This window comes from Microbacterium esteraromaticum (assembly GCF_017303215.1).
GTDB classification, from domain to species: Bacteria; Actinomycetota; Actinomycetes; order Actinomycetales; family Microbacteriaceae; genus Microbacterium; species Microbacterium esteraromaticum_C.
The window spans coordinates 2,295,602-2,309,207 of record NZ_JAEMWU010000001.1; the positions used below are offsets into that span (position 1 = coordinate 2,295,602).

General features: G+C 67.5%; 13 protein-coding genes and 1 pseudogene. 4 read left to right on the top strand and 10 right to left on the bottom strand.

Translation table 11 applies throughout. From position 1 onward, the window contains the following. Positions 1-7: 7 nt before the first annotated feature. The 4 genes from JF543_RS10585 to JF543_RS10600 all read left to right on the top strand — a co-directional run bounded on the left by JF543_RS10585 (position 8) and on the right by JF543_RS10600 (position 4,501). On the top strand, positions 8-916 hold the full coding sequence (locus JF543_RS10585) for a LysR family transcriptional regulator (protein ID WP_179410584.1): 909 nt from the start codon (positions 8-10) through the stop codon (positions 914-916). Between the two features lie 80 nt (positions 917-996). Next, positions 997-1,614 carry a DUF4956 domain-containing protein gene (locus tag JF543_RS10590; RefSeq protein ID WP_206824023.1) on the top strand — a complete coding sequence of 206 codons (618 nt, stop codon included), beginning with the start codon at positions 997-999 and terminating at the stop codon, positions 1,612-1,614. Then, positions 1,611-2,402, top strand: a complete 792-nt coding sequence (locus tag JF543_RS10595) for a polyphosphate polymerase domain-containing protein (RefSeq protein WP_206824025.1) — start codon at positions 1,611-1,613, stop codon at positions 2,400-2,402. Before JF543_RS10590 ends, JF543_RS10595 begins: the two co-directional genes overlap by 4 nt. 44 nt (positions 2,403-2,446) lie before the next feature. Beyond that, positions 2,447-4,501, top strand: coding sequence for a M3 family metallopeptidase (locus JF543_RS10600; RefSeq protein ID WP_206824027.1), 2,055 nt, complete (start codon positions 2,447-2,449; stop codon positions 4,499-4,501). A 189-nt stretch (positions 4,502-4,690) separates the two neighbouring features. Here the strand turns inward: JF543_RS10600 and JF543_RS10605 are convergent, their stop codons facing one another. From JF543_RS10605 to JF543_RS10650, 10 genes and pseudogenes are all read right to left on the bottom strand, one after another. After that, positions 4,691-5,413 (bottom strand): peptidase E, encoded by a 723-nt coding sequence (locus JF543_RS10605; protein WP_347401141.1) that lies wholly within the window; start codon positions 5,411-5,413, stop codon positions 4,691-4,693. Then, positions 5,410-6,678 (bottom strand): ATP-dependent Clp protease ATP-binding subunit ClpX, encoded by a 1,269-nt coding sequence (gene clpX, locus JF543_RS10610; RefSeq protein WP_179410580.1) that lies wholly within the window; start codon positions 6,676-6,678, stop codon positions 5,410-5,412. The genes JF543_RS10605 and clpX overlap by 4 nt, the downstream gene beginning before the upstream one ends. Positions 6,679-6,781: 103 nt before the next feature. Beyond that, entirely contained in the window at positions 6,782-7,288 is a 507-nt protein-coding gene (locus JF543_RS10615; RefSeq protein WP_206824029.1) for a hypothetical protein, read from the bottom strand. A 94-nt stretch (positions 7,289-7,382) separates the two neighbouring features. Then, positions 7,383-8,234, bottom strand: a complete 852-nt coding sequence (locus JF543_RS10620; RefSeq protein WP_206820297.1) for an aldehyde dehydrogenase family protein — start codon at positions 8,232-8,234, stop codon at positions 7,383-7,385. Beyond that, positions 8,231-9,673, bottom strand: coding sequence for an aldehyde dehydrogenase family protein (locus JF543_RS10625; protein WP_206820296.1), 1,443 nt, complete (start codon positions 9,671-9,673; stop codon positions 8,231-8,233). The genes JF543_RS10620 and JF543_RS10625 overlap by 4 nt, the downstream gene beginning before the upstream one ends. A 14-nt stretch (positions 9,674-9,687) precedes the next feature. Continuing rightward, positions 9,688-10,689: a deoxyribose-phosphate aldolase gene (deoC, locus tag JF543_RS10630; RefSeq protein WP_206824031.1), complete on the bottom strand. Its 1,002-nt coding sequence runs from the start codon at positions 10,687-10,689 to the stop codon at positions 9,688-9,690. Further along, positions 10,686-11,627: a sugar-binding transcriptional regulator gene (locus JF543_RS10635; protein WP_206824032.1), complete on the bottom strand. Its 942-nt coding sequence runs from the start codon at positions 11,625-11,627 to the stop codon at positions 10,686-10,688. The genes deoC and JF543_RS10635 overlap by 4 nt, the downstream gene beginning before the upstream one ends. Positions 11,628-11,789: 162 nt before the next feature. After that, positions 11,790-12,431 (bottom strand): ATP-dependent Clp protease proteolytic subunit, encoded by a 642-nt coding sequence (locus JF543_RS10640; RefSeq protein ID WP_179410575.1) that lies wholly within the window; start codon positions 12,429-12,431, stop codon positions 11,790-11,792. A 15-nt stretch (positions 12,432-12,446) separates the two neighbouring features. Further along, positions 12,447-13,049: pseudogene (locus tag JF543_RS10645) on the bottom strand (ATP-dependent Clp protease proteolytic subunit); the annotation flags it as partial. A gap of 69 nt (positions 13,050-13,118) precedes the next feature. Then, the gene (locus tag JF543_RS10650; protein WP_206820291.1) at positions 13,119-13,595 is read right to left on the bottom strand and encodes a tetratricopeptide repeat protein; all 477 of its coding nucleotides are present in this window, start codon (positions 13,593-13,595) and stop codon (positions 13,119-13,121) included. Positions 13,596-13,606 lie beyond the last annotated feature (11 nt).

Genomic DNA, 13,606 nt, shown 5'->3' on the forward strand with positions numbered 1-13,606 from the left:
TTTGGGCATGGAACTCCATCAGCTGCAGATCCTTCGTGAGCTCGGCACCCTGGGCAGCGTCACCGCCGTTGCCGAAGCACTGCGCGTGACCCCCTCGGCCGTGTCACAGCAGCTGACCGCTCTGCAACGGGGCTTCCGCACGCCGCTGACACGCAAGCAGGGACGCACCCTGGCGCTCACCGCAGCCGGTGAGGTGCTCGCCGCCGCCGGCGCTGAGGCCATCGATGCCATGGCCGCCGCACGCAGCGCACTCGACGAGTACGAGCAGGACAGCACGGGAACCGTCACCATCAGCGGCTTCCACAGCGTCGGGCAGGCACTGTTCGGCGCCCTGTTGCGCGAACTGTCATCCGCCGAGGCCACACCGGCGGTGCAGCTGACCGACGAGGACGTCGCGCAGAACGAGTTCCCCGCGCTCACCGCCCGGTACGACCTCGTGCTCGCGCACCGCATGGAGCATTCACCGCCCTGGCCGACACAGGGCATCCGCAGTCTCACCCTCGTGCGCGAGCCGCTCGACATCGCCGTCGCCGTCACCCACCCGCTGGCGGGGCGTGCGGCGGTCACCGCCGCCGACATCGCCGGAGAACGCTGGGTCACCAGCCGGGTCGGATACTCCCCCGACGATGTGCTCGGCGCGATCGCGGCCGTCGCAAATCGATCCCCGCAGGTGCAGCACCGCATCAATGACTACGGCGCCGTTGCCGCCGTGGTCGCCGCGGGTGACGCGATCGGCATGCTGCCGCGTTTCACCTCACGCAGCGTCGACGACCGCGACATCGTGCGACTGCCGTTGCGGGGCGTCGGCAACCATCGCCTCATCGATGTACTGGCACGCCCCGAGACGCTCCGGCGGCGTAGTGTACGCGTCGTGGTCGACGGACTGCAGCAGGTGATGGCGCGCCTGAGTGAATGAGAGAGTCCTCATACACGCCTCATTCTGAACTCATCCCGAGTCGTCATCGTGAATTCATCAACGTTCACGAGGAGTTCACCATGATCACCACGATCGCCATCGCCACCAACGTCGCAGCCATCACCGTGCTCGCCTACGCGCTGTACTTCCGGCGCCACCGCCGGCGCGACCTGATGCTGTCGTACGTCGCCCTGAACACCGGTGTGATGGCCGTGACCATCGCGCTGAGCTCGGTCGAGGCGGGCATCGGCCTCGGGCTGGGCTTGTTCGGCATCCTGTCGATCATCCGCCTGCGCTCGGACCAGATCACCCAGCAGGAGATCGCGTACTACTTCACCGCCCTGGCGCTCGGCCTTCTGGCCGGTCTGCGGCCCGAACCCGCGTGGCTCATGCCCCTGCTGTCGGCACTGATGCTGATCGTGATGGCCGTCGTCGACAGCCCCCTGCTGGCACGCAACCACCGCCGTCAGACGCTGACCCTCGACCGCGCCTACACCGATGAGACCGAGCTGAGGGCCGCCGTCGCAGCTCTGCTGGGAGCCTCGACCGTCCGCGTGGAGCTGCTGGAGCTCGACCTGGTGCGCGAGACCACCGTCGTCGACGTGCGCTACCGCCGCGACCCCGCTCGCCCCACCGGTCGCCCGACGGCCGACCAGCGACTGGTCGCCGAGACCGCCGCTGATCGGATGCCCGCATGAACGCCCTCGACGAGGTGATCGCCGACCTCGAGCCGGTCTCGCTGGAGGAGCTCTCCGGCGCGGCCGCGCTGCTGGATCGGGTCGACCGCAAGTACTTCGTGCCACGCGAGCTGCTGGGAACGTTGCTGCGCGAGATGCAGGGGCTGCGAGTGTTGGAGATCGGCGGCGCGCGCACCTTCCTGTACCGCACCGTGTACTTCGACTCCCCCGAGTTCACGTTCTTCCGCCAGCACGTGCAGCGGCGCCGCCACCGTTACAAGGTGCGCACCCGCACATACACCGAGTCGGGCACGTGCATGCTCGAGGTGAAGTCGAAGGGACTGCGCGGTCGCACGCTGAAGGAGCGCCGCCCGCACGATGTCGATCGCTCGGATGCACTGGATGATTCGGATCGCGAGTACGTGTCGTCATTGATTGGCTCGGACGGCAGTGATCTGAAGCCCGTGCTGCAGACGTACTACCACCGCACAACACTGAGCCTCGGTGAGCAGCGGGTCACCCTCGACACCGATCTCGACTGCGAGAACGATGAGCAGAAGGTCACCGGCCCGCAGGACGTTCTGGTCGAGACGAAGTCCCCCGACGGCGCCGGAGACCTCGACCGGCTGCTGCTGCAGCACGGCATCCGCCCGCACTCCGTGAGCAAGTACTGCATCGGGGCGGCGCTGCTCTACCCGCACCTGCACCACAACGACTGGAGTCGTCTGCTGCGCCGCTACTGGCCGGGCGCCACGCGCCGCCGCCAGCGCCCCGCGACGCGCCGCACGGCGACAACACGGCGCGGGTAGTGGCGGAAGGGGGCAGGAGCATCATCCCGACCTAGACTCGACGGATGACCGTGGACACCAACCCGCTCCTGTCTCCTTCGTCGCTGCCGTACGGGCTTCCCGACTACGCCGCGATCCGGCCCGAGCACTACATGCCGGCGTTCCGCCAGGGCTTCGACGAACAGCTCGGCGAGATCCGGTCGCTCACGGTGGTGCGATCGATGCCCACCTTCGAGAACACGATCGAGCCGCTGGAGCGCAGCGGTGAACTGCTCGACCGCGTGGCCCACGCCTTCTACACCGTCAGTTCGGCGGATGCCACGCCCGAGATCCAGGCCATCGACGAAGAGCTTGCCCCGCTGATGGCCGCTCATCACGATGCGATCCTGCTCGACGAACAGCTGTATTGGCGCGTCTGCCGGGTGCACGACGCACTCGACGCCCGGCCAGACCTCACCGCCGAGCAGCGTTATCTCGTGCAGCGCCACTTCCGAGAGATGACGCATGCCGGCGCCGCGCTCGACGCCGCTGCGAAGGCCCGGCTCACCGCGCTGAATCAGCGCCTGTCCTCGCTGAGCACCACGTTCGAGAAGAACCTGCTCAACGACACGAACGACCTCGCCGTCCTCTTCGATGACGCGGCCGACCTCGACGGCCTCTCGGATGGCGAGCTCAGCGCCACCGCGCGCGCCGCCGCAGATCGGGGCCTGGAGGGCAGCTTCCTGGTGACGCTGCCGCTGTTCACCGGGCATCCGTATCTCGCCGCCCTCACCGTGCGCGAGAGCCGCCGGCGCATCCTCACCGCATCTCTCGCGCGGGGTGCGCGCGGAAACGCGCACGACAACCGCGCGGTGCTCGCCGAGATCGTCGGGTTGCGCGCCGAGCGCGCGACCCTGCTGGGCTACGAATCCCACGCCGCGTACGTCACAGCCGATGAGACCGCGGGGTCACCGGATGCGGTCGAGCGGATGCTGCGTGAACTCGCCGTACCGGCGGCACGCAACGCCGAACGCGAGCGCGAGGCGCTGCAGCGCATCATCGACACGGTCGAACCCGAGCCGTTCGCTCTGGAGGCACACGACTGGGCCTTCTACACCGAGAAGGTGCGCGCGCAGCGGTTCGATATCGACGTTGCCGCCCTGCGCCCGTACTTCGAGGCCGAGCGGGTGCTCGTCGACGGCGTGTTCTTCGCCGCGACGCAGCTCTATGGCATCCGTTTCACCGAGCGCGACGATCTGCGGGCGTACCATCCCGATGCCCGCATCTTCGAGGTGCACGACGCCGACGGATCCGCGGTCGGACTCTATGTGCTGGACCTCTACACGCGCGATTCCAAGCGCGGCGGCGCATGGATGAATCCGATCGTGAGCGAGTCCGCACTGCGCGGCCAGCTACCGGTCGTCGCGAACAACCTCAACGTGTCCCGGCCGGGCGACGGACAGCCCACTCTGCTCACGCTGGATGAGGTGACCACGCTCTTCCACGAGTTCGGGCACGCCCTGCACGGCCTGTTCGCGCGCGTGACGTACCCCCATTTCTCGGGGACGAACGTGTTCCGCGATTTTGTCGAGTTCCCCAGCCAGGTCAACGAGATGTGGATCCTGTGGGACGAGGTGCTCAGCAACTACGCCCGGCACCACGAGACCGATGAGCCGCTGGACTCTGCGGTGGTCGAGCGCCTGCAGGCGTCGACGACCTTCGACCAGGGACACGCCACCAGCGAGTACCTCGCGGCGGCGTGGCTGGACCAGGCCTGGCACCGCATGGGCACGAGCGACGAGCTCCCCGAGGTCGCGGAGTTCGAGCGTGCGGCACTCGCCGACATCGGCCTGCTCAATCCGGTGGTGCCGACGCGGTACTCGTCGACCTACTTCGCCCATGTGTTCTCCGGCGGCTACAGCGCGGGATACTACTCGTACATCTGGAGCGAGGTGCTCGATGCCGACACCGTGGCGTGGTTCCGCGAGCACGGCGGCCTGACGCGCGAGAACGGTGATCGGTTCCGTCGCCTGCTGCTGGGTGTGGGCGGTTCGAAGGACCCGTTGGAGGCCTACCGCGAGTTCCGCGGGAGGGATGCCGAGATCGGCCCGCTGTTGAAGCGGCGCGGGCTGGAGGGCTGAGCACTTCCGGTCGGAGGGGTCAGGTCGCTGCACGACTTCTCGCTGCACAACTTCGGAGATCTGCGCATTCTCGGAGACGGGTTCCGCAGGGCCTCCGAAGTTGTGCAGATCTCCGAGGACGCGCCGCGTCGACGTCCCGGGCACGCGCACGCGGCGCGTTCTCCGACGGCGGATGCCCGTGATCGGCGCTCAGCGCGCCGTCAGCTGCCGCACGGGAATCTCGCGCTCGACGCCGACGCCGTCCCGGCGCTCCACCTGGAAAACGGGACGCCCGGGCTGTTCACTGACCGCCTCGACGAGCTCGCCGTCGCGCCAGATGAGGGCCGAGAAATCGTCGGCCGCGACTCCCTCGGGCAGCGTTCCCGAGCCCACCCAGTCGAGGTACTTCTCGCGGCGCCCCGGCTCACCGAGGTAGTGCGGGCAGGCGCTCCCGGGCAGGAATCCGAGCCCATCACGCAAAGGAGCGAGCGGTCCGAACGAGTCGGTCGACGAGGCGTCGAACCAGCAGTTCATACCCGCGCTGATGCCGGCGAGGATCGTGCCGTCGGCGGCCGCCGCGCGAAGCACCTCGGGCACACCGTGCAGACGCCAGATCGCCAGCAGGTTGGCCGTCGAACCGCCGCCGACGTAGATCACGTCCTGATCGCGAAGCATCTCGGAGTCGGTGTAGTCGTAGACCCGGTTGCCGAACAGCGACAGCACCGAGGTCTCGGCGCGTCCCGCGAGGGCGGCCTCGAAGCGACTGCTGTAGTCGAGGGAATCACCGCTGGCCGTGGGCACGAAACAGACCTTGGGTCGTTCACGTCCGGTGAGGTCCAGCAGGAGGTCGTCAATGGCCGACGTACCGTCATCGGACATCGAGAAACCACCGCCGCCGAGCGTGACGATGGTTCCCGGGATAGCCGCGCTCACGCGCTCTTGCGCTTGCGGCGCAGGATCACCGTCGGGGCTGCGCCCTCTTCGACGGCGTCCTTGGTGACGATGACCTTGGAGACGTCCTCGGCGGAGGGGATCTCGAACATGATCGGTCCGAGCACGTCCTCGAGAATCGCGCGGAGTCCTCGGGCGCCGGTCTTGCGTTCCACGGCGAGGTCGGCGATCGAGCGCAACGCGTCTTCTTCGAACTCGAGTTGCACGTCGTCCAGCTCGAACATGCGCTGATACTGCTTGACCAGCGCATTGCGGGGCCCGGTGAGAATGTCGATGAGCGCGTCCTGGTCGAGCGGCGACACAGAGGTCACGACCGGGAGTCGACCGATGAACTCGGGGATCAGACCGAACTTGTGCAGGTCCTCGGGCAGTACCTCGCCGAACAGGTCGAGGTCCTTGCCCTTGTCGTGCAGAGGTGCGCCGAAGCCGACGCCGTGCTTGCCGACACGGGCCGAGATGATGTCCTCCAGCCCGGCAAACGCTCCCGCGACGATGAACAGCACGTTCGTCGTGTCGATTTGCAGGAACTCCTGGTGCGGATGCTTGCGACCACCCTGCGGCGGGACGGAGGCGACGGTGCCCTCCAGGATCTTCAGCAACGCCTGCTGGACGCCTTCGCCGGACACGTCGCGCGTGATGGAGGGATTCTCTGCCTTGCGGGCGATCTTGTCGATCTCATCGATGTAGATGATGCCGGTCTCGGCGCGCTTGGTGTCGTAGTCGGCGGCCTGCAGCAGTTTGAGCAGGATGTTCTCGACGTCCTCGCCGACGTACCCCGCCTCGGTCAGCGCCGTGGCATCCGCGACGGCGAACGGAACGTTCAGCCGCTTTGCGAGCGTCTGCGCGAGGTAGGTCTTGCCGCACCCGGTGGGCCCGAGCATGAGAATGTTGCTCTTAGCGACCTCGACCTCTTCGGCCTTCTGCTCGGCCGGCTGCAGGGCACCGCGAGCGCGCACGCGCTTGTAGTGGTTGTACACGGCGACGGCGAGTGACCGCTTCGCAGGCTCTTGCCCGACCACGTACTCCTCGAGGAAGGCGAAGATCTCGCGCGGCTTGGGAAGCTCGAAGTCGGCCACGGGACCGGCACCGGCCTCGGCCATGCGCTCCTCGATGATCTCGTTGCACAATTCGACGCACTCGTCGCAGATGTACACACCAGGGCCTGCGATGAGCTGCTGTACCTGCTTCTGGCTCTTTCCGCAGAACGAGCACTTGAACAGATCAGCGCTTTCACCGATGCGGGCCATGCGTCCTCCTCGGGATCGAAAGATCGTCCTCTGAGCCTAACCGCACCCACCGACACCCGGGCGGATTGGCGCGCGAGCCAACAGAAGCGCGCCGGCCGGCACCCTAGTCAACCTCGAACAGGTCTGCTGGCTCGATGGCGAGCCGCAGTACATCGCCGGGATCAAGCTTCAGCCAGTGCTGGTCGCTGTATGTCGTGAAGGAGATGATGTCGATACAGAAACGATCGCTGATCTCATAGGCGCCGTCTCCGTCTGCGACCACGTACGAGAGAAGGCGCCCTCCGTCATCCGTCGCCACGCTGCCGCGGGCTCCGCTCGTCGCTCCCCTGTCTTGAAGTTGCGGTCCCGTCCAGTACACCCAGCGCCCCGCCTCATCACCACCGGTCAAGAAGCCGAGCTTGGTTCTGGACTCGCACCCTCCGAGGTCGGTCGTCGGCGTCGGTGCGGGGGCCGCGGATGGTGTCGGCGTCGCCTCGGCGCTCGTGGCGGGCGTGGTGTGGGGAGTCTCCGCAACCGGGGCCGACTCGGGCTCTGCCGCGGTGCAGCCGACGGTGAGCGCGCCCAACAGCGCGATGGCAGAAACCGATACACGGCGAGAGAGACTCTGCATGTCGGCATGCTAGTGCGCGCCCGCACGAGAGACGAACGCCCCGCCCGGCCGAAGCCGAACGGGGCGTTGCTGGGTGACGACGGACGTCAGCGACTCAGATCATGCTCTTGGTGTGCCAGACCGTCTTCGTCTCGGTGAATGCTGTGATGCGATCGAGGCTCGGTTCGGCGGATGCCGGGCGCAGCACGCGCTTGAGTGTGTCGGCCGCCGCGATCTCGAGGTCGACCCAGTCGAGGGCCCCCGCTCCGGTGAGATCCAGGGCGTTGACGTCGGCGTGCGAGGCGAGCCAGGGCGCGACCTCGGCGGCCGAACCGGTGAGCACGTTCACGACGCCGCCGGGCACATCGCTGGTCGCGAGCACCTCTGCCAGGCTGATCGCCGACAGCGGGTAATGCTCGCTCGCGACGACGACCACCGCGTTGCCCGCCACCAGAGCCGGCGCGACGACCGAGACGAGCCCGAGCAGCGCCGAGTCCTGTGGCGCGACCGTCGCGACGACACCGGTCGGCTCGGGTACGGAGATGTTGAAGTACGGCCCCGCCACGGGATTGGCGTTTCCGGTGACCTGAGCGTACTTGTCGCACCACCCCGCGTACCAGACCCACAGGTCGATGGCGGCGTCCACCTGCGTTCCGGCGGCGGCCGCGGTCACGCCCTCCTGAGCGACGATCTCGTCGACGAACTGGGCGCGACGACCCTCCAGGATCTCGGCGACCCGGTAGAGCACCTGACCGCGGTTGTACGCGGTCGCACCCGACCAGCCCTTCACGGCGCCGCGCGCGGCGACGACGGCATCCCGGGCATCCTTCCGCGAGGCCTTCGCGGCGTTGGCGAGGAACTCGCCCTTCGCCGAGCGCACCTCGTAGGTGCGTCCCGATTCGCTGCGCGGGAACGCACCGCCGATGGCCAGCTTGTACGTCTTCGGAACGGTCAGTCGCTTGCTCATGCCGATGCTCCCTTGAGGTATGCGGTCAGGCCGTGTCGGCCGCCCTCGCGCCCGTATCCCGACTCCTTGTACCCGCCGAACGGGCTGGCCGGGTCGAACCGGTTGAAGGTGTTCGCCCACACGACACCGGCACGCAGCTTGTCGGCCACGGCGAGGATGCGCGACCCCTTATCGCTCCAGATGCCCGCCGACAGGCCGTACGGGGTGTTGTTCGCCTTCGCGATCGCCTCGGCCGGGGTGCGGAAGGTCAGCACCGACAGCACCGGACCGAAGATCTCGTCGCGCGCGATGCGATGCGACGCCTCGACACCGGTGAAGATGGTCGGCGCGAACCAGAAACCCTTGTCGGGGATCGCGCAGTCGGCGGTCCAGCGCTCGGCGCCCTCGCTCTCGCCGACCGCGCTGAGTTCGCGGATGCGCTCGAGCTGGGCCGCGGAGTTGATCGCACCGATATCGGTGTTCTTGTCGAGCGGGTCCCCCAGGCGCAGAGTCGACAGTCGGTGCTTCAGGCGGTCCACGACCTCGTCGTGAATCGACTCCTGCACCAGCAGCCGGCTCCCGGCGCAGCACACGTGACCCTGGTTGAAGAAGATGCCGTTGACGATCCCCTCGACCGCCTGGTCGATCGGCGCGTCGTCGAAGACGATGTTGGCCGCCTTACCGCCCAGTTCCAGCGTGACCCGCTTGTCGGTTCCCGCGACGGCCCTGGCGATGTTGCGTCCCACGCCGGTCGACCCCGTGAAGGCGATCTTGTCGACGTCGGCGTGCCGCACCAGCGTCGCGCCGGTCGCCCCGGCCCCGGTGACGATGTTGACGACGCCGGCGGGCAGGTCGGCCTGCTGCACGATCTCGGCGAAGATCAACGCCGTCAGCGGCGTCGTCTCGGCCGGCTTGAGCACCACGGTGTTGCCCGCGGCCAGTGCCGGAGCGATCTTCCACGCGAGCATCAGCAGCGGGAAGTTCCACGGAATGATCTGCCCCGCCACGCCCAGCGCCTTGGGGTCGGCTCCGAGGCCCGCGTAGTCAAGTTTGTCGGCCCAGCCCGCGTAGTAGAAGAACCAGGATGCCACCAGCGGCACATCCACGTCGCGGCTCTCCTTGATCGGCTTGCCGTTGTCGAGGCTCTCTGCCACGGCGAGCTCGCGTGCGCGCTCCTGCACGAGACGTGCGATGCGGAACAGGTACTTGCCGCGGTCGCGCCCGCTCATCTTCGACCACACCTTGTCGTGCGCGCGGCGGGCAGCCGCGACGGCGCGATCGATGTCGTCGTCGGATGCCGATGCGACCTCGGCGATGCGGGACTCATCGGCGGGAGAGATCGTGTGGAAGCTCGACCCGGTGCCGTCGACGAACTCACCGTCGATGAACAGCCCGTAGCTCTCACGCAGGTTCAGGACTGCCTTGGACTCGGGTGCGGGAGCGTATTCCAGGAATGACATATGCGCTCTCCTTCTCAGTCGATCGTGACGTAGTCGGGGCCGGAGTAGTGGCCGGAGATCATCTTCTGGCGCTGCAGCAGCACGTCGTTGAGCAGGCTCGACGCGCCAAACCGGAACAGGTGTGGTTGCAGCCACTCCTCGCCGGTCGTCTCGGCGACGGTGACGAGATACTTGATCGCGTCCTTCGACGAGCGGATGCCACCGGCCGGCTTCACACCGATCTTCTCGCCGGTGGCGCGGTGCCAATCGCGCACCGTCTCGAGCATGAGCAACGTGGTCGGCAGCGTCGCAGCCGGCTGCACCTTGCCCGTGGAGGTCTTGATGAAGTCGCCTCCGGCGAGGATCGACAGCCATGAGGCGCGCTTGATGTTGTCGTAGGTGTTCAGCTCGCCGGTCTCCATGATGACCTTCAGCGAGGCATAGCTGCCGTCCTCGCGGCGGCAGGCCTCCTTGACCCGGGCGATCTGGTCGAAGACCAGTCCGTAGCGGCCTTCCAGGAAGGCGCCGCGGTCGATCACCATGTCGATCTCATCGGCGCCGGCGGCGACAGCATCCGCCGTGTCGGCGAGTTTGATCTCCAGCGACGCGCGGCCCGACGGGAAGGCCGTGGCCACCGCGGCCACCGCGATGCGGCCGTCGTCAGGGTCTCCGTGCAGGTCGCCGAGCGCGTCGACCGCATGGCCGACCATGTCGCCGTAGACGCAGACGGCTGCCACCAGCGGAGTACTCGGGTCTGCGGCATCCGGGTTCTTCGCCTTCGCAACCAGCGAGCGCACCTTGCCGGCCGTGTCGGCCCCTTCGAGTGTGGTCAGGTCGATCAACGAGACGATCTTGTCGAGTGCCCAGGCCTTCGACGTCGTCTTGATCGAACGTGTGCCGAGTGCGGCTGCGCGCTGTTCCAGGCCGACGGCGTCGACGCCGGGCAGGCCGTGCAGGAAGCGCCGCAGGGTCTGGTCGTCGGGTTCACCGCCGAGCACGTCGACCGCCGTTCGGCGGGCCAGTTCCGTGGTCGTCACATCTCCTCCAAGAGTTCAAGGGCAGTGGATTCATCGGTCACCAGAACGGAGCACAGTCCGTTGCTGACGACTGTACGCGCGATGTCGTGCTTCGAGGCGCCCGCGGTCACGAAGATCGCGCGTTCTGCGGAGCGCAGGCTGTCGAGGCCGATGCCGACGGTCCTGGCATCGAGTTGAGGGTCGACGATGTTCCCGTCGGCGTCGATGTACCGCCCGAGCACGTCGCCCACCGCGCCACGGCGCGAGAGTTCAGCGATGTCCTGCGCCGCGAGGTACCCGTTCTCGACGTGCGCGGATCCCGCGTCGCACGGGCCGGCTGTGAACAGCACGGTGTTCGCCCGGGCAGCACGGTCGAGGATCGCCGCGATCGTTCGGTCCGCTTCGATCGCCAGCTTCGTCTCGACGCGCTCGAGGATCGCGGGGCTGGGCAGCAGCACTGCCTGTCCGGCGCCGCGCTGGGCCATCGTGACGGCGACGGATGCCGCGCCGCCAGAGCGACGGTTCAAGCTCACGCCGCCGTTCGCCTGGACGACGGTGACGCCCGTCGCCCACCCCTGCGGAAGGGCGTCGGCGACGGCGGTGAGGGTGCGCCCCCAGCTGACGGCGATCTCGCGAGGTACCGGACGCAGAGCCATGATCAATTCCGCGGCCGCTGCCGCGACGTGGGAGAGCAGGGCGTCCGGATTGTCGACGGCGGGGACGACGACGGCATCCTTCAGCCCGAAACGCGCGACGAGCGCGCGTTCCACACCGAGTCGGCGCGCCCGCGGGTGCACGATCTCGATGCGGACGATGCCCTGTTCGCGCGCCTGCACAAGCAGACGCCCGACCTTCCAGCGCGAGATGCCCAGCAAAGCGCCGATCTCGTCCTGAGTCTTGTTCTCGTCGTACGACAGTTCCGCGACCCTGACCATCAGCAGTTCGTCATCCACGGGCATCCTCCTCTCGCCTTCAGCATAGGAGCTTGCCGACGAACGCGCATCGGCGTGCTCAGATGAGCACTCACATGCGGTTGTACTGCGCATTCGTTGCGCGCGACGCGCGGAACGCCGAAGCCCCCTCCGATCGATGATCGAAGGGGGCTTCAGTGTCAGGTCGCGTCAGCCGCGCTTGCGCGAGGTCAGCACCTGGTCGACGATGCCGTACTCGAGCGCCTCCTGAGCGGAGAGGATCTTGTCGCGGTCGATGTCCTTGTTGACCTGCTCGGTCGCCTTGCCGGTGTGCTTGGCCATGGTCTCTTCGAGCCACGTGCGCATCCGCAGGATCTCGGCCGCCTGAATCTCGATGTCGGATGCCTGACCGTGGCCGGCCTCACCCATGGCGGGCTGGTGCATCAGGACGCGCGCGTTGGGCAGGGCCAGACGCTTGCCGGGAGCACCCGCTGCGAGCAGCACGGAGGCCGCCGATGCCGCCTGGCCGAGGACGACGGTCTGGATGTGCGGCGCCACGTACTGCATCGTGTCGTAGATCGCGGTCATCGCCGTGAACGAGCCACCGGGCGAGTTGATGTACATCGTGATGTCGCGCTCGGCGTCCTGGCTCTCCAGAACCAGCAGCTGCGCCATGACGTCATCGGCCGATGCGTCGTCGACCTGCACGCCGAGGAAGATCACGCGGTCTTCGAACAGCTTGTTGTAGGGGTCCTGACGCTTGAAGCCGTAGGCCGTGCGCTCTTCGAACTGCGGCAGCACGTAGCGGCTGGAGGGGAGGTTGCCGGCGGCGCGGAAAGTGGGGGTGTACATAGGTGTCTTCCTGCCTTACTTGTCCGCGCCGGTGCCGCCGCCGCCGTGCACGTCGCTGGCGTGCTCGCGGATGTGGTCGACGAATCCGTACTCGAGGGCCTCATCGGCGGTGAACCAGCGGTCGCGGTCGCCGTCCTCGTTGATCTGCTCGACCGTCTTGCCGGTCTGCGATGCCGTGATCTCGGCGAGGCGACGCTTCATCGAGAGGATCAGCTGCGCCTGAGTCTGGATGTCGCTGGCCGTTCCGCCGAAGCCGCCGTGCGGCTGGTGCAGCAGCACGCGGGCGTTCGGGGTGATGTAGCGCTTGCCCTTGGTGCCGCTGGTCAGCAGGAGCTGTCCCATCGAGGCGGCCATGCCGATGCCGACGGTGACAATGTCGTTCGGCACGAACTGCATCGTGTCGTAGATCGCCATTCCCGCGGTGATCGAACCACCGGGCGAGTTGATGTAGAGGTAGATGTCCTTCTCGGGATCTTCGGCGGCGAGAAGGAGGATCTTGGCGCAGATCTCGTTCGCGTTCTCATCGCGCACCTCAGAGCCCAGCCAGATGATGCGATCCTTCAGCAGCCTGTCGAAGACGCTCGTCGCCATCAGAGGTTCAGCCATGTCAGCTCCTGTTTCCGTGTTTCGGTGATTCGAATCTACCGGCGCGCGGCAGCCTGCTCCCCCGTGTTCGCCGTCGGCATATCACCGGGGCGGGCGCAGCTCCTGCGCGTAGGCGGTCACCGAACGGCGATAGCGCGGCAAGTGCGGCGCGAGTGCTTGCAGCGCGACCGACGTCGCCGAGAGCGGATCGCCGGCGGATGCCAGTGACAGGGCGTAGAACGCGGCCACAGCGTCACTGAGCTCTCCCCCACGCCGACGCTCGGCGCGCAGCAGGTCGAGACTCTCGGCGACGCGACCCAGATTCCGCAGAGTACTCGCGAGTTGAATCACCGCCTGCACGCGCAGCTCCTCGGCAAGCCCCAGTTCCAGGGCACGTCGGTACAGCGGTTCGGCTTCGCCCTCGCGTCCCGCCGAGTCGCGCGCGCCGGCGCGCTCGAATGCTGCGCGCGCAGCGTCGTCGCAAAGGGCCGCTAGCGCGTCGATAGCGACGATGCGCTCGTCGTCCGACAGGGACTCATCGTCCCAGACCGCATCGAATCGGGTATCCAGGTCTGTCATGTCATCCTCCG

What these genes read in the sequence shown, in the direction of transcription:
- JF543_RS10625 (WP_206820296.1), bottom strand. Translation starts at nt 9,673, where the DNA reads ATGTCATTCCTGGAATACGCTCCCGCACCCGAGTCCAAGGCAGTCCTG.
- JF543_RS10650 (WP_206820291.1), bottom strand. Translation starts at nt 13,595, where the DNA reads ATGACAGACCTGGATACCCGATTCGATGCGGTCTGGGACGATGAGTCC.
- JF543_RS10600 (WP_206824027.1), top strand. Translation starts at nt 2,447, where the DNA reads ATGACCGTGGACACCAACCCGCTCCTGTCTCCTTCGTCGCTGCCGTAC.
- clpX (WP_179410580.1), bottom strand. Translation starts at nt 6,678, where the DNA reads ATGGCCCGCATCGGTGAAAGCGCTGATCTGTTCAAGTGCTCGTTCTGC.
- JF543_RS10590 (WP_206824023.1), top strand. Translation starts at nt 997, where the DNA reads ATGATCACCACGATCGCCATCGCCACCAACGTCGCAGCCATCACCGTG.
- JF543_RS10640 (WP_179410575.1), bottom strand. Translation starts at nt 12,431, where the DNA reads ATGTACACCCCCACTTTCCGCGCCGCCGGCAACCTCCCCTCCAGCCGC.
- JF543_RS10635 (WP_206824032.1), bottom strand. Translation starts at nt 11,627, where the DNA reads ATGCCCGTGGATGACGAACTGCTGATGGTCAGGGTCGCGGAACTGTCG.
- JF543_RS10595 (WP_206824025.1), top strand. Translation starts at nt 1,611, where the DNA reads ATGAACGCCCTCGACGAGGTGATCGCCGACCTCGAGCCGGTCTCGCTG.
- JF543_RS10620 (WP_206820297.1), bottom strand. Translation starts at nt 8,234, where the DNA reads ATGAGCAAGCGACTGACCGTTCCGAAGACGTACAAGCTGGCCATCGGC.
- JF543_RS10585 (WP_179410584.1), top strand. Translation starts at nt 8, where the DNA reads ATGGAACTCCATCAGCTGCAGATCCTTCGTGAGCTCGGCACCCTGGGC.
- JF543_RS10615 (WP_206824029.1), bottom strand. Translation starts at nt 7,288, where the DNA reads ATGCAGAGTCTCTCTCGCCGTGTATCGGTTTCTGCCATCGCGCTGTTG.